This is a genomic window from Archangium violaceum Cb vi76, from assembly GCF_000733295.1.
Classification (GTDB): Bacteria; Myxococcota; Myxococcia; order Myxococcales; family Myxococcaceae; genus Archangium; species Archangium violaceum.
Window position 1 is genome coordinate 14708 of record NZ_JPMI01000096.1, and the last position, 20111, is coordinate 34818.

19 protein-coding genes are annotated in these 20111 nt (G+C 67.5%); 5 read left to right on the forward strand and 14 right to left on the reverse strand.

Annotation, left to right across the window (positions count from 1 at the left end; translation table 11 throughout):
• The first annotated feature begins 126 nt into the window (after nt 1–126).
• Entirely contained in the window at nt 127–1149 is a 1023-nt protein-coding gene (locus Q664_RS15020; RefSeq protein ID WP_043395029.1) for a deoxyhypusine synthase family protein, read from the forward strand.
• Nucleotides 1150–1218: 69 nt separating this feature from the next.
• Here the strand turns inward: Q664_RS15020 and Q664_RS15025 are convergent, their stop codons facing one another.
• From Q664_RS15025 to Q664_RS15035, 3 genes are all read right to left on the reverse strand, one after another.
• A complete protein-coding gene (locus tag Q664_RS15025) occupies nt 1219–2079 on the reverse strand; it encodes a hypothetical protein (protein WP_152622115.1) in 861 nt (286 codons plus the stop codon).
• Entirely contained in the window at nt 2076–3239 is a 1164-nt protein-coding gene (locus Q664_RS15030) for an endonuclease/exonuclease/phosphatase family protein (protein WP_084609909.1), read from the reverse strand. Before Q664_RS15030 ends, Q664_RS15025 begins: the two co-directional genes overlap by 4 nt.
• A 302-nt stretch (nt 3240–3541) precedes the next feature.
• Nucleotides 3542–3805 carry a hypothetical protein gene (locus tag Q664_RS15035; protein WP_043395036.1) on the reverse strand — a complete coding sequence of 88 codons (264 nt, stop codon included), beginning with the start codon at nt 3803–3805 and terminating at the stop codon, nt 3542–3544.
• A gap of 123 nt (nt 3806–3928) precedes the next feature.
• On the opposite strand from Q664_RS15035, the gene Q664_RS15040 reads away from it, so the two are divergent.
• The gene (locus tag Q664_RS15040; protein WP_043395038.1) at nt 3929–4516 is read left to right on the forward strand and encodes a hypothetical protein; all 588 of its coding nucleotides are present in this window, start codon (nt 3929–3931) and stop codon (nt 4514–4516) included.
• A 56-nt stretch (nt 4517–4572) separates the two neighbouring features.
• Here the strand turns inward: Q664_RS15040 and Q664_RS15045 are convergent, their stop codons facing one another.
• The 3 genes from Q664_RS15045 to Q664_RS15055 all read right to left on the reverse strand — a co-directional run bounded on the left by Q664_RS15045 (nt 4573) and on the right by Q664_RS15055 (nt 6947).
• Entirely contained in the window at nt 4573–5202 is a 630-nt protein-coding gene (locus Q664_RS15045) for a DinB family protein (protein ID WP_052518125.1), read from the reverse strand.
• Between the two features lie 70 nt (nt 5203–5272).
• On the reverse strand, nt 5273–6241 hold the full coding sequence (locus Q664_RS15050; RefSeq protein ID WP_052518126.1) for a hypothetical protein: 969 nt from the start codon (nt 6239–6241) through the stop codon (nt 5273–5275).
• A 151-nt stretch (nt 6242–6392) separates the two neighbouring features.
• On the reverse strand, nt 6393–6947 hold the full coding sequence (locus tag Q664_RS15055) for a hypothetical protein (protein ID WP_043395042.1): 555 nt from the start codon (nt 6945–6947) through the stop codon (nt 6393–6395).
• 194 nt (nt 6948–7141) lie between these two features.
• Between Q664_RS15055 and Q664_RS15060 the strand changes: the two genes are divergently transcribed.
• Nucleotides 7142–8596, forward strand: coding sequence for a serine hydrolase (locus Q664_RS15060; RefSeq protein ID WP_481954998.1), 1455 nt, complete (start codon nt 7142–7144; stop codon nt 8594–8596).
• Between the two features lie 63 nt (nt 8597–8659).
• Here the strand turns inward: Q664_RS15060 and Q664_RS52125 are convergent, their stop codons facing one another.
• The gene (locus Q664_RS52125) at nt 8660–10558 is read right to left on the reverse strand and encodes an Ig-like domain-containing protein (RefSeq protein ID WP_052518127.1); all 1899 of its coding nucleotides are present in this window, start codon (nt 10556–10558) and stop codon (nt 8660–8662) included.
• A 368-nt stretch (nt 10559–10926) separates the two neighbouring features.
• On the opposite strand from Q664_RS52125, the gene Q664_RS15075 reads away from it, so the two are divergent.
• Both Q664_RS15075 and Q664_RS15080 read left to right on the forward strand, forming a co-directional pair.
• The gene (locus Q664_RS15075; RefSeq protein WP_152622116.1) at nt 10927–12603 is read left to right on the forward strand and encodes a hypothetical protein; all 1677 of its coding nucleotides are present in this window, start codon (nt 10927–10929) and stop codon (nt 12601–12603) included.
• Between the two features lie 165 nt (nt 12604–12768).
• Nucleotides 12769–14121, forward strand: coding sequence for an FAD-binding oxidoreductase (locus Q664_RS15080; protein WP_052518128.1), 1353 nt, complete (start codon nt 12769–12771; stop codon nt 14119–14121).
• A gap of 19 nt (nt 14122–14140) precedes the next feature.
• Here the strand turns inward: Q664_RS15080 and Q664_RS15085 are convergent, their stop codons facing one another.
• The 7 genes from Q664_RS15085 to Q664_RS15115 all read right to left on the reverse strand — a co-directional run bounded on the left by Q664_RS15085 (nt 14141) and on the right by Q664_RS15115 (nt 20058).
• Nucleotides 14141–14713, reverse strand: coding sequence for a DUF2911 domain-containing protein (locus Q664_RS15085; protein ID WP_052518129.1), 573 nt, complete (start codon nt 14711–14713; stop codon nt 14141–14143).
• A gap of 30 nt (nt 14714–14743) precedes the next feature.
• Nucleotides 14744–15322 (reverse strand): GNAT family N-acetyltransferase, encoded by a 579-nt coding sequence (locus tag Q664_RS15090; protein WP_043395048.1) that lies wholly within the window; start codon nt 15320–15322, stop codon nt 14744–14746.
• An 84-nt stretch (nt 15323–15406) separates the two neighbouring features.
• On the reverse strand, nt 15407–16543 hold the full coding sequence (locus Q664_RS15095) for a methanobactin export MATE transporter MbnM (protein ID WP_043395050.1): 1137 nt from the start codon (nt 16541–16543) through the stop codon (nt 15407–15409).
• Nucleotides 16544–16559: 16 nt separating this feature from the next.
• Complete coding sequence (locus Q664_RS15100; protein ID WP_043395052.1) at nt 16560–17072, reverse strand: hypothetical protein; 513 nt, start codon at nt 17070–17072, stop codon at nt 16560–16562.
• A gap of 19 nt (nt 17073–17091) precedes the next feature.
• Nucleotides 17092–17952 carry an MbnP family copper-binding protein gene (locus Q664_RS15105; RefSeq protein WP_052518130.1) on the reverse strand — a complete coding sequence of 287 codons (861 nt, stop codon included), beginning with the start codon at nt 17950–17952 and terminating at the stop codon, nt 17092–17094.
• 181 nt (nt 17953–18133) lie between these two features.
• Entirely contained in the window at nt 18134–19060 is a 927-nt protein-coding gene (locus Q664_RS15110) for a pirin family protein (protein ID WP_043395053.1), read from the reverse strand.
• Between the two features lie 104 nt (nt 19061–19164).
• Nucleotides 19165–20058: a LysR family transcriptional regulator gene (locus tag Q664_RS15115; RefSeq protein ID WP_043395055.1), complete on the reverse strand. Its 894-nt coding sequence runs from the start codon at nt 20056–20058 to the stop codon at nt 19165–19167.
• Nucleotides 20059–20111: the final 53 nt, after the last annotated feature.

Sequence of the window (20111 nt, forward strand, 5' to 3'; positions counted from 1 at the left end):
ATCCGCGCCCAGCCATTCGACGCTCCGATGGCGGCACGACGGAAACGTCGTTGCCGTAGGGCGTCCTCGGATGGCGTTCCAACCGTGGCGTCGTCCGAGTCTTGACTCCCTGACTGGAGGCAGACCGTGTCCGATGCCCAGCTCCCCGTCCTCGATTTCGTTCTCACGAACTACAAGAACTTCAATGCGCGCGCGACCCGCGACGCGCTGCTGTCCTACTGGCGCCACATCTCCGCGGGGGGCCGGATGTTCTGGGCCGTCGCCGGAGCCATGTCCTCCGCCCAGCTCGGGATCACGCTCGCCCCCGCCATCCGCGCGGGGCTGATCCACGGCCTGTCCGTCACCGGCGCCAACCTCGAGGAGTCCCTCTTCCGGCTCGTGGCCCACCACGGCTACAAGGACTTCCCCAACTACCGCTATCTCACCAAGAGCGACGACACGAAGATCCTCGCCGACCGGATGCGCCGGGTCACCGACACGAGCATTCCCGAGGACGAGGCGTTCCGTGCGGTCGAGAAGATCATCGTGCCCATGTGGCAGCGGGCCACGGCGAACGGCGAGCGCCGCTTCTGGCACGAGTACTTCTACGAGGTCATCCAGGCCATCGAGCCGAAGGCGTACGAGGGGGACCCGGAGGCCTGTTGGCTGCTCGCGGCGGCGCGCGCGAAGCTGCCCATCGTCGTGCCGGGCTACGAGGACTCCACCTTCGGCAACATCTTCGCCTCGTACGTCAAGACGGGGGAGTGCGACGCCCGCATCGTGAAGTCCGGCATCGAGTACATGGCGGACTTCTACGGCCGGTACCAGGAGCTCTCGGCGGGCGAGGGCATCGGGTTCTTCCAGATTGGCGGCGGCATCGCCGGGGACTTCCCCATCTGTGTCGTGCCGTCGATCAAGTATGACCTCGCCCAGCCCGTGAAGCCGTGGGCGTACTTCTGTCAGATCAGCGACTCGACGACCTCGTACGGTTCGTACTCCGGCGCGACCCCCAACGAGAAGATCACCTGGGACAAACTCACGGAGACGACGCCCATGTTCGTCATCGAGTCCGATGCGACCATCGTCGCGCCGCTCGTGCTCCGCGCGCTGCTCGAGTGCAAGCGTCATCCCGCGGAGGCGGAGGCCCTCATCGCCCGGCACGGGATGTAGTTCCCCGCCCGGGCGAGAGCGCACCCCCGATGGGGCCCGTCCACTCGGAGGACGGGCCCTCGTGGGAGCTCAGAACCCCTGCCAGATGAAGTCCAGCGTCGGCAGGAAGTCGTTGCTCCGGACGCGGACGCGCTCGCTGAAGCCATCGGCGCCCTCGATCAGGCGCGTGGCGCCCTGGTCCGCGTTGGCCCACAGGACGCCGGCGGTGATGCGGCTGTGCTCGGAGACGGCGATGTCCACGCCCACATGGGCCGTGAGCACCAGCGGAGACACGGAGGCGATGGCCCCCACGTCCCGGCCCGAGACGATGAGGTTGCCCTGGGAGCCGGTGACATAGAGGTTCAGCTCTCCGCGCAGGCGCAGGCGATCGTTGAAGGCGTGGTCATAGGCGCCGCCCACCCGCGAGCGGAAGCCCGTGAGCGGTGCCGCGAGCACGAGGTCCAACGGCGTGAGGAAGAAGTTGAGGGGCGTGGCGCTGTTGGGGCCGAGCGGAATCCGGAAGGTCGCATCCGCCCGGAGCGTCCACACGTCGTGCTCGAGCACGTTCCCCGAGAGCAACAGCCCCGCCCGCGGAATCAGCATCCAACCGATGTCGTTCTGGCTCGTGCCCCAACTGGGGAAGAGGTAGCCCTTCACCAGCCGCATGGCGAGCGTGGGCATGGACAGCCCGGCCTCGGCCGTCAGCCGCAGGGGCGAGCGCAGCAGCGCGAAGCGGGCATCCACGTTGGGCGCCACGAAGAAGAGGAGCGGGTGGGTCTGGAGCTCGACGCTGTCGTGGACCGCGATGCGCAGCGGGTTGAACACGCCCACGCTCCAGGAGCCCCGGGGCCCCACGTCCGCGGTGTCCCAGGCCGGCGGCGGTTGCGCCGAGGCCGGGGTGCTGCTCATCAGGGCGCCGCTCAACAACACGGCCATCAACAGGGCTCTCATGGCAGCCTCCAGGTACCCACGACGGGGGCATGGTCGGACAGACGGCTGGCATCGCCCTGGACCTCGAGACGCCCGGGTCCCTGGATGACGTCCGTGTCCGTCCACACCTCGCCCTTGCGGATGAAGAGATAGTCCAGCGTGCGGCTCCAGGTGCCAGGCAGGCCCTGGTCATTCATGCTGTCCGGTCCGAGCACCGAGTGCGTGAAGTAGCGCCGCTGGTTCTCCTCGCCCACGCCGTAGCGGGCCAGGGAGATGGAAGGCTCGAAGTCGTCATAGAAGCGCTTCATCACGCTGGGCGTGTAGGGCGGCTGCTCGAACTCGGTGCCCTGGCTGCTCTCTCGCTCGTCCAGGAAGCCCGAGAGCCGCAGCTTGCCCACACAGGACTCGGGGGTCCCCGCCGCCGCGCGCTCGTCGCAGACGGGCGGCAGCTCGTTGAAGTCTCCTCCAATCACCCAGGGCAGCGTCTCCGCCCGGAGGACTTCATGGATTTGTTGGATCTGCTTCTGCTTGGTGCCGTCCTGGTCATACGCCTCGGTGTGCACCACGTACGCGGCGATGGTCCGGCCGTTGCCCACGTCCACCTCGGCCCGGCCAATGGCCCGCTTGATGTAGAACGTCGACGTCAGCGGATCCTGATCCGTGCGGTCCTCCTGCCGGATGCGCTCGGCCTTGGTGATGGGGTAGCGCGAGAGGATGGCATTGCCCAGGTTGATGCGGCCCACGCCCTCGGACGGCACGAAGCGCGAGTTCCAGGTGGACATGTAGGCCGCGTAGCGGAGGTTCGTGTTCTCCAGCAGGAAGCGGACCTGGTCGACATAGGCGCTGCGCTTGGAGTCGACCTCGATCTCCTCCGTCATGAGGATGTCCGGGTCATACTCGCGGATGAGCGCCGCCACCCGGGTGAGACAATCCGTCACCTCGGACTCGGACATCTGGACGCGGTCTCCCCAGAAGTCGAACCAGAAGTCGATGCGGCAGGCACCGTACTTCACGTTCCACGCCATCACCTTGAGCGAGGTGGGATTCGCTGCCGGTGCGGGATGCTCGGCCCGGGCCTTGAACCGGGGAACTTCTTCCCGGGTGAAGGACATGGGGTCGGCCACCCATTCGCAACTGGCCAGCAACAACGGGAGGAGGAGCAACGGGAGCGTTCGTCTCATGCGGGGCGCGAGGTTACTCCGCACGGCTTCGCTTCGAACAGGGACATGAGGCGGGCGGTGACCCGCTCGGCCTGCACGAGGGTGACATCGTGCCCCGCTCCGGCAATCAACTCCGCCTCGATGCCGGGGGCCACGCGGCGCAAGCGCTCGAGCGCCGCCGGGGCGGAGAAGCTGCTTCGCCCTGCTCGCGCACGAGGGGAGGATGGCGATTCGTTCAGGCCCGAGAGAGTCCTGCCTCGCTGACAGGTTGTCAGCGAGCCCATCACGCGGCAGCTTGTGTCACGGAACTTCCGCTCACCTGCTTAGCGGTGCACCCCGGAGGCCTCGTGCACATTCCGATGACTCCGGGACGCCCGCTCACGCTCGGCCCGCTCCCGGCGCTCGCGCTCGGCCCGCTCCCGCTCCTCGCGTTCCCGGCGCTCGCGGGCGTCGCGCTCATGGCGGTCCCGCTGGTGCACGGCGCTGGCGTCGTGGCTGGGCGAAGCGGTGCGGAAGTCCTGCGCCAGTGCCGGAGTGCTCGAATACACAACGACGGCAATCGACATCCACGTGAACAGGCGCTTCACGGCTTCTCGATTTCCAAATATTTCCGCCCAGGGGCCTGTCGCCCCATCCATCCATGCCATTGGCGCTGTTATTCTGTACAATACGGTTCTGTCGCGCTTTCCCATTCTAAAGGAGCCTTGACAATGAACCGATTTCCGACCCGACCCCTGCTCATTTCCCTCCTGTCAGGACTGCTGCTGGGAGGCTGTGGCGGCGGCCTCGAGCCCGTCCCCATCGAGTCCACGGAGCCCCTGGGCGTCCAGGAGTCCGAGCTGTGCTCCTCGCTGAGCGTCACGAGCCTGACCCTGGCGGGCGCGAGCATCTTCGAGGGCGAGCTGGCCGGAAGTGGAAGCTGGACGGTGTCCACCTCCTCCAACGCGGTCCTGCTGGAGTACTACGTGGACAACGTCAAGGTCGCCTACGAGGAGCGGCCCGGCGCCTCCGGCACCTGGTACTTCAGCAACGGAGGCGTCAGCTGCGGCGTCAACCACACCTTCATGGTGAAGGCCTGGCCCATGGTCATCGACAGCTCGGGTGTCCGCACCACCTGCTTGAACGGCTCCAAGTCGGTCTCCAAGATCGTCAGCGAGACCTGCGCCAGCTGCATGACGTGCCACGGGGGCTTCGCGCCTCCGCAGGACAACAAGGCGCGGTCCGCCTACGCCGAGCCCTGCCCCCGGAGCACCATCGGGGGTGAGGAGCTGAAGCTGTTCGAGCGCATCCAGCACTGAGGTGGAAGGCAGGTGGGCCCGGGACATTCCCGGGCCCGGTGTCAGGCGCGGGCTTCCTACTTCTTCGGGAAGCTCGGATCGGTCCTCACCTCTTCGATCTGCGCGACGTGCCGTTTGCCATGCGCGGCCATGAAGAGCATCCACTGGTAGGCGTCCAGTTCGCCGATGGGCGACGGACCGCTGACGTGGCTGCGCAGCTCGCTCTCGGGCGTCGTCTTGGCCAGGGCGATATTCGCGTCACGCCGGTCCTTGAAGGCCTTGGCCGCGTCCTTGGCGGAGGTGAACTTGCTCGCGGGCTGGAGCTTCTCGGGCGCCTTGTGCTTGGTGGTCCGATCCGGAATGCCCTGGAGGATCTTGTCCTCGAGCCCCTGCGTCTTGGCCTTCTGCTCGGCGGTCGCGGCGGGCGTCTTGAGGATCTTGCCCGTGAGGTTCTCGCCGAACATCTCCTCGGACAGGATGATGTGCTCGGCCACCTCCGCGACCGACCAGCGCTCGGGGGAGGGCTTGAACTTCCACTGCGCCTCCGAGAGCCCGTCGATGGACTTGAGGAAATCCTTCTGCGTCTGGGAGAGGTAGTCGACGAGGAACTTCGAGTCCTTGGGCGCGGACTTCGCGGGGGCGTTCGCCTCGGCGGCGAGGGCGAGGGTGGGGAGCAGCACGGCGAGGGCAAGCACGATACGCTTCATGGTGTGATTCCTCCGATGGGGAGGCCGCCCCATATAGTGCAGGGCTCTGACATGGGGTCGGGCGCCGGGCCTACCGCTCCGAGGCGGAGGCCACGGGCATCAGGTCGCCGGAGAAGGAGAATCCGAGTGCCAGGTACGGGAAGAACGGAGAGGAGTCCGTGCCCGTGCGGTAGCGGTGGGCGAGCCACCAGTTGACCATCAGCAGCACGGTGGGCGAGTTGAATTGCGCGCCGTCCCGCTCCGCGAAGGTGTAGGCCACCACGGGGCCCACGCGGTGGGTCGTGTTGGGATTCGCCTGGAGCTCGCCGGGAGCGAAGTGGTTCGGACCGTAGAAGGCGTGCGAGGACGCCCACCGAAGCCCGATCGTGAGGCCACGCCCCGTCTGGTACAGCACGTCGGCATCGTTGACGAAATACCAACCCTGATTGGGGGCGAGCACGTCGTAGTAGATGTCATAGAAGACGCGGTTCCCGTCGCGCAGGGACATGTCGGGGCGGACCATCCGGAAGAGACTGCGCGCCACCACCGGACCCACCTTGAACTGGAGTGTGGCGCCGAGCGTGACTTGCGAGCCCATGTTGGAATAGGGCCTCCGGGTGTCTCCTGTAGGGAGCTTGTCGAGGCCATCCAGCTCCGTGTCGCTGAAGTTCGAGAGCGCCGAGGGAAAGGATTGCAGCTGCCGGAAGGTGCCGAAGTTGCCAATGAACTCATACATGCCCCAGAGCTGGAGGATGCTGAGGGGCTGGAGCTCCACCACGACCCCGAGCCGTCCGAAGGCGGGGCTGAGCGCGGGCGCGAGGCCGACACTCACGAAGTTGTCGCGCAGCGCGGGTGACTCACTGCGGTAGAGCCGGTAGCGGTAGTTGATCCGTGCTTCGTCCAGCAGGCCCAGGGGGTTGAGGCGGGCCACCATCAGGTTGCGGTACACGAGCCGGTGCTGCGGCGGTGGCCCGTCCTGGAGGGCTTGTGCCGAGGCGTTTGACGCTGCGAGGAACACCAGCGCCGTGAGCACGGCGAGGCAGTGGGGGTGACGCGGCATCGATATCTCCGGGGGAAGGAGGACGACGATAACAGTTTATCGTGCCCTCTCAGGTTCCCGGCTCATGGCCAGTTGCGTCATTCAACGCGCGCGTCGCTTTCCTGGATGTATTGCATGCTCCTGCCTGCGAGGCTGGAAGACGCTGTCTGGCTCAGGAGGGCAGGGTGAAGCGGTAGACGACCTCCGGGTCGCCCCGGCTGAAGCCCTTGAGCACCTCGTGTGAAACCTCCTTGCCACTCAGATAGGTGAGCCCGCCGGACGCGAAGCCCATCACCGACAGCTCGAAGTAGATGTGTGGCTGGGGCACGCCCGTGATGCGCAGCTCCGCCACGTCCCCCTGGACTTGTGCCGCCAGCTCGCCCTGGGTGAAGTAGCCCTTCCAGATGCCCGGGGTGTACAGCGCGAAGCGCCGGTGCTCCCCCTTGCTGAAGATCGGCTTGAGCTGGCCCTGGCCCAGTGCGTACTCGGCGGACTTGAGGCCGTATTTCCAGTAGGCCTGCGGATCCCCCGCGTAGAACTGCTGGGTCATGGCGTCGTTGAGCCGCAGGAAGGCGTCCGCCGGGATGCGTGTTACCGGCATCATCGGCTGGGTGAAGATGGGGTCTCTCTTCGCCTGTTCGGCGAGGAACGCGCGCCACCTCTCCGCGCCGAAGGTCTGCTCCGCATGGGCCTGCCGGGCCAGGAACGCAACGCCTTTGACTTCCATTCGTGTGCCTCCACGCCGCCCGGCTGCCCCTGGTCTCGACGGACACGGACGGTTCACCTGTTATTCTGCGCGGCTTCGTGCCCCTGTGCGATACGCATCGCGACAATCCGGCCCTTTCTCGAGGGTTTGTCCGTGCAATCGCCGCGGGGCGGGTCCGTATCCCACGGACCTGTGAGGAGGACGAGATGCGTTGGATGAATGGGCGCGCCGTGGGCGCGCTGGTGGCCCTGGTGCTGGTGGCTCCGCTCGCGGAGGCGGCGTCGCGGAAGCAGGAGGTGGACCAATATGTCACCCGGTTCCATCAGTTACGCATGTTCAACGGGACGCTGCTCGTGGCCGACGAGAACGGCATCATCCTCAAGAAGGCCTACGGCTCCGCGAACTTCGAATGGAACGTGCCGAATACGCCCGATACGAAGTTCCGCATCGGCTCCATCACGAAGTCCTTCACGGCCATGGTCATCCTGCAGCTCGCCGCCGAGGGGAAGCTCGGGCTGGATGACCCGCTCTCCAAGCACCTGCCGGACTACCGGAAGGACACCGGAGACCGCGTCACCATCACCCACCTGCTGAACCACACCTCCGGCATCCCCAGCTTCACGTCGGCCAGGTCCTTCAAGGACGATGCACGCGACCCCTACGGCGTGTCGGAGTTCGTGCAGAAGGCCTGCAGCGGTGACCTGGAGTTCGAGCCCGGGACGAAGTACTCCTACAACAACTCCGGCTACTTCCTGCTGGGCGCCATCATCGAGCGGCTCACGGGGCAGACGTATGCGCGGGCCTTGCAGCAGCGCATCTTCGGGCCGCTGGGAATGAAGGACTCCGGCTTCGATGTGAGCGCGACGGTGCTTCCCAAGCGGGCCAGCGGCTACGAGCCCGTTCCGGGCGGATACGCCAACGCGTCCTACATCGACATGTCCCTGCCCTATGCCGCCGGCTCACTGTATTCGACGGTCGAGGACCTCTACCGCTGGGACCGGGCGCTCTACCTCGACACCCTGCTGCCCGCGCCACTCAAGGAGAAGATGTTCACACCGGGCCTGGAGCATTATGGCTTCGGTTGGTCCATCCGCCCGCTCCGCCTGCATGACGGCAAGACGATGACCCCGGGCATCTTCCACAGCGGTGGCATCAACGGCTTCAACACGCTGCTCGTCCGCGCGCCCGAGCGGAAGGAAGTCGTCATCCTCCTCGACAACACGTCGCGGGGCGGCAGCCTCCAGGAGATCGCGGGCGGCGTGCTGAGCATCCTCCATGGCGTGGCCCCCCGGCAGGCCCGGGCGCCCATCGGTGACGTGGTGATGGAGACGCTCGAGAAGCGCTCCGCCGCCGAGGCCATCGCCAAGTACCGCACGCTGAAGAAGACGAAGGAGGCCCAGTACGACTTCTCCGAAACGGAGCTGAACCGGGTGGGCTACGGGCTCCTGCGCTCCGGGCGCGTTCCGGAGGCCATCGAGTTCTTCAAGCTGAACGTGGAGATGTTCCCCGCCGCCGCCAATTGCTACGACAGTCTCGGCGAGGCCTACGCGGCCAGCGGTGACAAGGAACTGGCCATCCAGAACTACCGCCGCGCCCTGGAGCTGGACCCCAAGAACGAGAACGCGGTGAATGTTCTCAAGCGGCTCGAAGAACCCTCCGCCGCCCGCTGAGCCGTGGAGGCAATGCTGGCGCCGGGCCCGTCGAGGCCACGGCGCCAGCGAACGACACCCTTGCTACTGATGGAAGTAGAGGTTGTCGATGTACATCGTGCCGCCGTTGGGGGCGACCAGGACCATCTGGGCCAGGTGGCTCAGGTTCGCCAGGCCCGTGAAGTCGCTGGCCAGCGTCAGCTCATAGGACAGCCAGGCCCCGGTGGCGAGCGGCGGCGTGGACTCGGCCGTGAGGGTGGCGGTCCCCTCGGTGTCGTCGCCGCCCGGGCCGCTGTAGACGCCGTCCGGCCCGAAGTCGACCAGCTTCACCTGGAAGTTGGTGGCGTTGTCCGGCGTCCACAGGTCCAGGTGCAGCCTGGTGAGCCCTCGGCCCGCGGCGTCGATCTGGTTGGCACCGGTGAACTCGATGCCGATGAAGGTCGCCGACGGGTTGGTGAAGACGTACTTGCGGGGGCTGGCGCTGCCCGCGCCGGTGGTGATGGTGAACGGCTCGCCACCGGCTCCGGCGCTCCAATCCGTCCGCCACGTGTTGACCTTGGCGCTCTGGTCGGAGGCCGTGCCCGTGTAGCCGCCCGTCACGGAGCTGTGGAGCGAGTACACGGAATCCCCAGCCGGATGGGTGGGCGCGGGAGGCAGCGTGGTCGGCTCGGCCAGCACGCCGGTGACGGTGATGGCGAAGGAACCGCTGGCCGCCACACCACCCAGCGTGGCGGAGATGGTCACCGGGCCGCCCGAGGCCACGCCGGTGATGACGCCGCTGCTGCTGACCGAGGCGATCGACGCGTTGGAGGAGGTGAGGTCGAAGAAGGTGTTGGCCACCGGCTTCACGGTGACGGGGCTGGCCGGGTCGCCAGCGACGGTGAAGGTGACCTGGTTCTGGTCCGCGGCGATGGTGAAGGTTCCACCCGTCGCCACCGACCCCGTGTTGGCGTTGCCGTTGCCGATGGAGGCCGTGCCCGCGCCGAGGGTAGCGCCGCCGAGGTTCTCGTAGATGATGTCGGCGAGATAGAGGGTGTAGTTGTCGGGTCCATCGGCGATGTGGAAGAGGCCTCCCACGTTCTTGTATTTGGCCGGGTTGGGGATGGGGATGGTGAACTTCTGCCACGACGTGGTGAGCGCGAGCGCGGCCCGCTCGCTGCCGAAGCCGGTACCGGAGGTGGCGCCCGCGTCGTTACCGATGCCCGTCACGTTGAGCGTCTCGGCCTTGCTCGCCTTCGCCCAGAAGGTCAGCGCGTTGTAGGCGGAGAGGTCGCGGGGCGCCGAGGTGACCCAGGCGCCACCGGAGTACGAACCGCTGCCAGTGACCTGGAAGTTGATGACCTTGCGGTCGTTGAAGGTCTCGGTGGCGTCGACGGTGACGTTGTTGGCGGCGCCGCCGAAGTCCGCGAAGCTCACGTCCGCGCCATTGCCGTCGTAGAAGACGATCTGGTTCGCGCCGGGCGGGGGCGGCGCCTCGGTGACCGTCACCTCCAGTGTCGTGGTCAGACCTCCCGTCCCGGCGGCGATGGTGGCGCTGCCGACCGAAACGCCGGTGACGACACCGGAGGCGTTCACGGTGGCGATGCCCTCCGCGCCGGAGGAGAAGGACACGCCCGCGGTCAGCGGCCGGGTGGAGTTGTCGCTGTAGGTGCCCGTCACGGTGAGCTGGAGCGTGCCCCCCTGGGCCACGGAGGCCGGGCTCGGGCCGAGCGCGATGGACGAGAGCGTCGCCGACGAGGAGCTGACCGTCACGCTGGTGGAAGCGCTCTTGCCGGAGACCGTCGCGGTAATCCGGGCCGTTCCGGCGGCCACGGCGGTGACCAGGCCACCCGGGCTGCTCACCGTGGCGGTGGCGGGGGTATCGGAGGTGAAGGCCGCGTTCGCCGTGAGGCTCTTCGTCGAGCCATCGCTATAGGTGCCGGTGACGGTGAGCTGCTGGGTGCCGCCGGCGGCGAGGGTGATGTTGGCCGGGGTCACGCTCACACCCGTCAGTGTGGCGGCGGCCGGGTCACAAGCCGTTTGTACGAGGACCGTTAGAAGCAACAGCGAGGACACGACCAGGCGATTCCGTGGGGTCATCACGCAATTCACGCTCCGGTGAGGGTGGGGTACGGCGGAAGTTGCTGCGACGGGGCGGGCTCCTTGTCCGGTGCTCCCAACGTCCCTCGAGCAACTTTCTTTTCTTCTCGAACAAAGTAACAACCAAAAAATCACCATGTCAAACATGTGCTTCTTCCTCGTGGCACGCGAGGCTCGACGCGGTTCGTCATGACGCGGAGCAGAAAGCGGCCTCTCCAGAATCGCTGGAAAGACGCCACGCATTCGCGCGCGGAGTTAGGGTGCCACCCGCCATGAACCACCCCCTTCTCTCGCGGATGTCCCTGCCCACGCTCCTGCTCTTCGCCCTTTCTTGCGGCACGAACGCCTGCACGAGCGCGGCGACCGTACGTCCGGAGCCTCGAGCTGCGTCGACTCCCGTGGAGCCCTGGCGTTACGCGCGGATGGACGTACGGGACAGCGAAGTCCCCTCCCGTTTCCAGGCACCCCTGCCGGATCTCAGCCGGGGTGAAGAGTACGCCTGGACCTCGGAGCATCCTCCTCGCTCGTTCGTGACGGATGCTCTGTGCGCGGGGGACCCCGACATGGGCGAGCGGTTGGTCGCGTCAGTGGATCGAGCAGTGGCCTCGGGCGCCAGCACCTCGGAGGTTGTCAGGGCCTACGCGAACCTCTTCTACGATTGCGGTATGGGGCGCTGCGCGTGGGCGCGTGGCGTCGTGCTCGATGCGAAGCGCTCCGCCACCGCGCGCGAGGTGGTGTGGTTCGGGCTCGCCCGGTGCCAGGAGCCGGAGGTGGAGGCACTCTTCGAGGAGCAGGAGGCTCCCGCCTTCGCCTATGTTTCCTACCTGGACAGACGGCGCTGGCGTGACTTCCGCTCCTCCACCCCCGTGCCGTTCTCGCCCAGGCTGGAGCGCGCGGCCTCCGAGGTGGTGCGCCGGGAGAAGGAGGCCCCGTTCCTCATCAACGCCCGGATGGCCGCCATGTTGCTCGGTGAGACGGATTCTCCGCGCGCGGCGGAAGCGCTCCTGAAGCTCCATGCCGGGGCGGCCGATGCCTCGCTCCGAGACGACCTCGCGGCGGCGATGTACCGGCAGAGCCACCCCGAGGCACGCGCCCTCTTCCAGGCGCTGTGTGCCCAGGGACGAGAGCCCCTGTGCGAACGCGACGAGCGCTCGCGTCCGGAGGTCCCCGCCGACCCGCGCGAACAGTTTCGCCAGGAACTGCTCTCTCCCGGCGAATTCGCACTGCGGGAGGAGGTTCCGCGCGCCGAGCGCATCGAGTTGCTCGCCAGCCGCGCCAGCGCGCTCTCTGGAGAGGATTGGCACGCGGTCCGCTGCCTCGAAGCCCTCGCGACGCTGTCGCGCGAGAAGGCCGTGGAAGTGGCGAAGGCGTGGGACTCCCGGCCGTTGCAGGAGGAGATGCGGGACACGGTGCGCGCGCTCACGCGTTTTCCCGCCTCCGGGGCACTCGGGGCCTATCTGGATGGGCTCGGCCTGAGGGCTGTTCCGGGCAGGCTCATCGCCGAGGAGTCCGCTCTCACCGCGGAGGAGATGCTCCTCTGGCGAGGACGGGCCCTCGTCTTCGACGTGGAGACGGGCCAGTTCCCCAACGAGCACGACTCCCTGTTGCGGGAACTGGCCGCGCTCGCTCCCGGTGCACTGTCGGGCGTCCTCTTCGAGGAGGTGCCTCCCACGTTCGAGGAGGAACAGGCTGGCACGGGCACCTACCGGCTCATCGCCTGGGGCGGGGGCAAGCGCTACGAGATCAAGGCTCAGTCGTTTGGGGACTGGTACGACCTGGAGGCGGTGCTCTCCTTCCTCAATGCCCTGGCACGGGCGCGGGGCAGCGACGTGCGTTGGATTTCATTGGCCACGACCGACCAGGTCGCGCATGTGGTGGCCGGGCCCTCCCAGTCACTCTCCCGTCTGCTGGATTCGGGCCTGGTGCGTACCGGCGACTCCGATGAATAGGTCCTCCAACAGCTCCAGCAAGAGGGCGCCACGCTCGCGGAGTAACCCGGATTCATTTTTGGCGTAGGCGCTTGCAGGGCAACCGGGCGGGCGAGGGCTGGCCGGGCGGGCCCTGCCTCCCCGGGCGTTGGGAGCTTCCCCACCCTCACAAGGCGGAGGGATGGCATGCGAATGGACCCGGCTCACGAGGCGAAGGTCGAGCGGATCGCTCGGCAGTTGCGGCGGCGGACGAGCACGCGGCCCGTGTCCTTCAAGAAGAAGACGCCGCCGCATCAGGTGCCCAAGCGCTACGACCAGCGCCGTGGCGACGAGAAGATCGACTTGAGCGACCTCGATCAGATTCTCGAGATCGATCCCGTGGCGATGACGTGCACGGCCGAGCCCGCGGTCACCTTCGAGGAGGTGGTCCGCGCGACGTGGCGCCACGGGCTCGTGCCCATCATCGTCCCCGAGCACAAGACCATCACCCTGGGCGGCGCCGTCGCGGGGTGCTCCATCGAGTCCATGTCCTTTCGTGAGGGGGGCTTCCACGACACGTGTGTGGAGTACGAGCTCATCACCGCGAAGGGCGACGTGCTGCGCTGCTCTCCTCGGGAGAACCCGCTCGTCTTCCAGATGCTCCACGGCTCGTTCGGGACGCTCGGCGTGCTCTCGAAGCTGAAGTTCAAGCTCATCCGCGCCGCGCCCTACGTGCACGTGACGTACGAGACGTACGCCACGCTCGAGGCCTTCCAGCAGGCCATCTGGCGCCACTTCACCGCCCAGGAGGTGGATTACCTCGACGGGCAGATCTTCTCTCCGACCCAGCACGTGTTGTGCGTGGGCCGCTTCGCGGAGCGCGCCCCGTACGTGAGCCGCTATGACTGGCTCAAGGCGTATTGCGAGAGCATCCCTCGCCGGGCGGAGGACTACCTCACGCTCTACGACTACCTCTACCGCTACGACCGGGGCGTCACCCACGTCTCGCCCAGGAGCCTCGTGGGCCGGGCGTTGTTCGGCAAGCTGGTGCACTCGGACAGCGTGCTGAGGGCCGCGGAGCGCTTCCACCGCTTCCTGCCGAAGAAGAACCCACCGGTCATCGTGGACGTGTTCATTCCATTCTCGCGCACGGCCGAGTTCATGGACTGGTACCACCGCGAGATGCACTTCTACCCGGTGTGGTGCGTGCCCTACCGGCGCATGCGGGACTACGAATGGCAGACGCCCCGCTGGTGGGCCGGTGTGAAGGATCCCCTGTTCCTGGACCTCGCGGTCTACGGGCTCGAGCAGCAGCCGGGCCGCAATGTCTACAAGGAGTTCGAGGACGAGCTGCAGCGGGTCAACGGCACCAAGACGCTCATCTCCTACAACTACTACGACGAGCAGACCTTCTGGAGCATCTGGAACAAGGAGACCTGGCAGGCCGTGAAACGGCTGACGGACCCGGACAACGTCTTCCGCGATCTCTACACGAAGACGTGCCAGGCGGCGTTCGGGCCGCGGGAGCAACCGCCCGGCGCCGGGGCCACGGTGCACTGAGGCCCCGGCGGGTGTGCGCTCAGCCCTTCTTGGCCGGGCTCACGGGCACGGAGACCTGCGTGTTCTCCCACGAGATGTTCAGCGCGGAGCCCTTCTCGTCGAAGGCGATGGTGAGGGCCTCGTAGGTGTCCGCGCTCTTCGTCGCGGGCACGTCCACGCGCAGGACGTCATTGTCCTTGTTGTACTTGTAGGCGCCCCACTGGCCGACGTCCTTGTTGACGATGAGCGTCCACTTGTCCGCCTGGGGAATGGTGAAGAGCGAGTAGGTGCCCGCCGGGAGCTTCTTGCCCGCGAGCTCGATGTCGCTCGTCGCGGTCAGCTCCGTGGCGGCGTTCGCGCCCAGGCGCCACACCTCGCCATAGGGCACCAGCTTGCCGAAGATGACCCGCTTCTGGCCCGTCTTCGGATCCTGGATGCGGGGCGAGTGGTACGTCACCTTCACGTACGTGGTGTCATCCAGCTTCTTCGCCGCCATCTGCATGGGGCTGACGGGAGCCTTCGCGGGCGGAATGCTCTTCTGCGCCAGCGCGGGGGTCACGGCCAGGAAGACGAGCGCGGCCAGGGTCGGAAGGGTGAGTCGGTGGTTCATCATGGGTGATGCCCTCTTGGGTGAAGAGACAAACTACCGTGCGTCGTCACGCAGGCCCAGCACGACGACGGCCCACTCGTCCGTGGCGTCCTGGTAGGTCTTGATGGGCTCGAAACCCGCGCGGAGGTGGGCCCGCATGGAGCGCGTGTTGCGTGTGGCCACCTCCGTCACCGTGCAGTCGAAACGCGCACCGTAGCTCGCGCGGTGCTCGCGGTAGAGCGCGTCGAACACGCCCTGTCCTCGCCAGGCCTCGGCCACGCACACCTGGCCCATGACGTAATAGCGGGACTCGCTCAGCGGCCGTCCACGCCAGCTCAGCGTCTCCAGGAGCTGGAACATGGGCTCCAGGATGGGAACGAAGGCGCGCGCCTCCACCGGCATCACCAGCGCATAGCCCACGAGCGTCTCGCCATCCTTCGCGATGACGCTGGGCGCGAGCGCGTGCATCCGCTCCAGTACGTCCAGCGTATGGGCCACGGTGAGGAAGCCCTGGCTCATGGCCCGCTCGGCGGAGACGTGGTCGCGCAGGTTGACGGCCTGCAATTGGAGGATCTGCTCCAACTCCTCGCGGCGCGTGACGAGGCAGGTTCGTGGCGCGGTCGACGGCGTCATGGAGCCCGGTCTTTAATGCCGGAGTCCCGCCCATGTCACGCCCCGCGTGCGTGAAACCGTGCCGCCCACTCCCTGAGTGTGACGCTACTCCTCGAACGGGTTGCTCAGCCTCGGATCATTCACGAAGTCCATGTCCGTGAGGCTCTCCAGGAAGGCGATGAGGTCGGCGCGCTCCTGGGCGTCCAGCTCGAAGGGGCGCACCAGCGGGTTCTTCAGCGGGTTCGTCCGGCCATCGCCCGCGTGCGGTCCGCTCGTCACCTCGCGGCCGCCGGCCATGTAGAAGTCCAGCACCTCCTCGAGGGTGGCGATGCTGCCGTCGTGCATGTACGGCGCCGTCAGGGACACGTTGCGCAACGGTGGTACCCGGAAGCGCCCCATGTCCTTGGGGTTGTTGGTGAACTCGAAGAGGCCGGTGTTGTTCACCGGGTAGGCGCCCAGGCCATCCACGTTGTAGAGGCCCGTGTTCTGGAAGTCCCGCTCGGACAGCTTCGTGTCCTTGGAGCGGAACGAGTTCGTCTGGTGTGGCCCGCTGTGGCAGTGGTAGCACTCGGCGCGCTCGCCGAAGAACAGCTCCATGCCCCGCCTGGCCGCCGCCGACAGGGCCGTGGAATCCCCCTGGAGGTACCGGTCGTAGGGCGAGTTGCCCGAGATCATCGTGCGCTGGAAGGACGCGAGCGCCTTCACGACGTTGTCCTCGTGGATGGGGTCCTTGTCTTCCGGGAAGGCCGCCTGGAACAGCTCCTTGTAACGAGCGTCCTCGCGGAGCCGTTGCAGCACCTCCGCCAGGCGCGTGCCCATGCCCAGCTCCAGCGGCGTCTCGGCGAAGAGCGGCACCAGCGCCTGCTTCTCCAGGGTGTCCAGCACGGGGTTGGCCCACGTGTACGTGGCGAGGTAGGCCACGTTGGCCAGTCCGGGCGAGTTGCGCGGGACGGCATGCCCCGTGGAGCCGCTGGGCGTCGCCTTGGCGTCACTGAAGGCCCGCTGCTGCTCGTGGCAGCTCGCGCAGGACATGGTGCCGTTGCCGGACAGGCGCTCGTCGTAGAAGAGGTGGCGGCCCAGCTCCACCTTCTCCTCGGACATGGGGTTGTCCGCGGGCACGAAGGGCTCGGGGAAGCCCGGTGGCAGCTGCCACGCATAGGGCTTCTTCTCCTCTTCACACGCGGTGAGCAACAGCACCGACAGCACCGCGGTGCTCCACGACAACAGGGCTCGTGAGGTCATCCTGGAGGAACTCCTTTCACTCGAGGAACACGGGCAGGCGTCCCACGTGGCACATGTTGCAGGCACCCGAGGCCGTGGAGAAGGGCATGAAATTATAGGCCTCGGAGGTGGCGTTCATCACCTTCGGGAAGAGGGGCGTGTCCGGCAACGGCACCGGCTCGGTGGTGTAGAAGTTGCCGTTCGTGTCGGCCTCCAGCGTGAGCACGACGGTGCCTCCACCGTTGCGCTCCGTGGTCATGAGCAGGGTGGTGTTGGGGTTGGGCCGGCGTTCGCCCGTGACGGCCGTGCCCGCCACGGTGAAGCGGCCCGGCCCCAGGCCGTTGGGCCCATGGCACGCCATGCAGTTCTCGCCCGCCCGGTGGCTGGTGCCGTTGCGCTGGCTCTTCATCGGGACGTCCAGGGAGGCCGGGCGCTCCACGGGCGCCGGTGGCGTGGGCGGCGGCTCGTCCCCCGGGTCACACGCGGGCGTCAGGGCCGCCAGCGCGAGCAGGGACAGGGTCCTGGCGAGGGGACGGAGTGGGGTGTGCATGGGCGTGCCTTCTCTCGGTTCAGCGGACGCGGATGAAGGAGGCGGGCACCTCCCGCGGCGAACCTTCCGCCGTCAGGCCCACCTGGGAGAAGAGCGCGGCGCACTCGGGATCGGAGAGGCTCGACATGCAGCCGGCGATGTTGTCCGTCTTGAAGTCCACGGAGTGGTCGAGGTCGGAGTCGGCATAGAGGGCCGCGAGGTCGAGCACCACCTGATTGGCCTCGGGGTCGAAGCCGCTCAGGGCCACGGTCGACTGGTTGGTGGAGGCGCAGGTGTAGCCCTCGGCCGTGCTGCCGGTGCAGCCGGACGCGCCCAGGTGGAAGAACCAGGTGGCGTTCTTCGTGCTGCGCACATCCAGGCGCACGAACTTGTAGCCGCCCTTCCAGCTCCACCACATGCCCGGGGAGTTGAGCGGAGCCGGAGCGGTGGCGCCGTCCAGGTGGTTCTGTTCCTCGGGGAGCCCCACCTTGAACTCGAGGCCGGTGTAGTCATTGAAGTCCGGTGCGCGGCCCACCACCTCCATGCGCGTCTCGGGGCTGCCGGTGTCACAGGTGCCGGTGCCGTCCTCGAAGTCGAGCAGGGCGATGGCGTCGCGCTGCCACGTGCCGTCCTGGTCCAGCTTCAGCGCGTGCTTCTCCCCGTTGGCGCGCACGAGCGTGACGTCCCGCACGTACATCTTGAACTCGAGCAGCTCGATGGTGGTGCCCGTCTTGCCGATGTTGGGGTAGCTGGCGGAGCAGCTCAGGGGCTGGGTGCCCACCTGGGGGCTGAAGCGCACGGAGAACTTCTTCTCCGCGGAGCCGTCGCCTCCACACGCCTGGAGCAAGGGGAGGGCGGACAGGAGGAACAGCGCCGGCAGAGGCCTCTTCAGGAGCTTCATCTTCCACCTCGGAATGCGCTGGACGTGGCCAGCGGAGCAGGTGATGCCAGCCATAGCAGGGGCGGATCCACCCGCTCGTGCGGCATTGTGTCGCATCGTCCCACGGGGCCATCGCTCCCGAGCAGGGACTCCCCGAGTTGTTCACCTTCTTAAAGCCCGAGAGATGCTGAGCTTGCTTGCTCTACGGATAGCGAACGGGCGCGGGCTCCTCGGGCAGCGGGATGAACTCCGTCTCCTGCGGGACCCGGGCGAAGCGTCCGGCCTTCCAGTCCGCCTTCGCCTCCTCCAGCCGCTCCTTCGAGCTCGAGACGAAGTTCCAGAAGATGTAGCGGGGACCGTCCATCGGCTCGCCGCCGAGGAAGGCCATCCGCACCGGCGAGGAAGCCCTCACCGCGATCTCGCTCCCAGGGCGGAACACGAGCAGCTCACCCGCGTTGAACTCCGTCCCGTCGAGCTCCACCGTGCCCTCGGCGAGGTAGAGGGCTCGCTCCTCGTGCTCGGCCGGCAGCACCAGGCCCGCGCCTTCCTGCAGCGCCAGGTCCGCGTAGAACATGTCCGAGAGCGTCTTCACCGGCGAGCGCTTGCCGTAGAGCGCTCCCGCGATCAGGTGCATCCTCACGCCCTCGCCCTCGTGGAAGGGCATCGTGTCGGCGGCGTGGTGGATGAAGGCGGGCTCCGTCTCCTCGTACTTCTTCGGGAGCGCCACCCACGCCTGCAGGCCGAAGAGCTTCCCGCCCGCGGCCCGCGTCTCGGGGGCCGTGCGCTCGGAGTGGACGATGCCTCGTCCCGCCGTCATCCAGTTCACCTCGCCGGGCCGGATGGGCTGCACCACCCCGAGACTGTCCCGGTGGAGGATCTCCCCATCGAAGAGGTAGGTGACGGTGGCCAGGCCAATGTGCGGGTGCGGCCTCACGTCCAACCCATGGCCCGCTCGCAACACCGCCGGCCCCATCTGGTCGAGGAAGATGAAGGGCCCCACCATCCGGCGCTGCGCCGAGGGCAGCGCCCGCCGCACCTCGAATCCGTCGCCCAGGTCCCGCGTGCGGGTGACGATGAGCGTCTCCAGCTCCGGGTGCTGCCTCGTGTCGCTCGTGTCTTCCCTGCTCATGCGTTGCTCCTCCTGTGACGCCCATCCTGTGGCCGTCGGCCGTTCCGCGTTAGCCCCCCATCATGGGACACATTGTTCCATGGGTGGAATCGGGGGCGCCGCCGTCACGGTGTCCCCGCCTGGTTCTCGGGCCAGCGTTCGCGCAGGAAGTCCACGAAGGCCATCACCTTGGGCGAATGGTGCCGGGTGCTCGGATAGACGGCGTGCACCGGCGCGCCAGAGGAGCTCCAGTCCGGCAGCAGGCGGCGCAAGCGTCCCGTGGTGAGGTCCGTGTCGGAGGGTTGGGTGGGCACGAGCGCGATCCCCGCGCCCGCCACCGCCACCGCCCGCAGCATGTCGGGCTCGTTCACCACGAGCCGCGCCCGGACGGACACCTGGACCGATTTGTTTCCCGAGTGCAGGGTCCAGGCGTTCCCCTCCATCCCCGCGCCGAAGACGAGGCAGTCGTGCCGCTCGAGGTCCTTGGGGCTCTTGGGGACTCCCCGCTCCTGGAGGTAGCTCGGGGCCGCCACCACGACGCGCTCGACGTTTCCGAGCTTGCGGGCGATGAGCGAGGAATCGGCCAGCCGTCCCGCGCGCACCGCCAGGTCGAATCCCTCCTGCATCAGGTCCACCGAGCGGTCCGTGCACACCAGCTCCACCTGCACCTCGGGGTAGCGCTTCAGGAACTCCGCGACGATCGGCCCCAGGAAGCTGAAGGTGAGCGGCGCCGTCACCCGGAGCAGCCCGTGCGGCGCGGACTGCATGCGCGTGACGGCCAGCTCGGCCAGCTCCGCCTCGGCCACGATGCGCGCGCAGTGCTCGTAGTAGGCCTGCCCCACGTCCGTGAGCCGCAGCTTGCGGGTCGTGCGCTGCAGCAGCTGCGCGCCTACCCGCTCCTCGAGCTCGGACACCTTCCGGCTGACGGTGGACTTGGGCATCCGCAGCCCGCGCGCCGCCACCGTGAAGCTGCCGGCCTGCACCACCTTGGCGAAGACGAGGAGCTCGTTGAGGTCCATGTCGGGTCCCGTTCCCGTGTTTGTTCCATGGGTGGAACAGTTCTTCCAGTCCG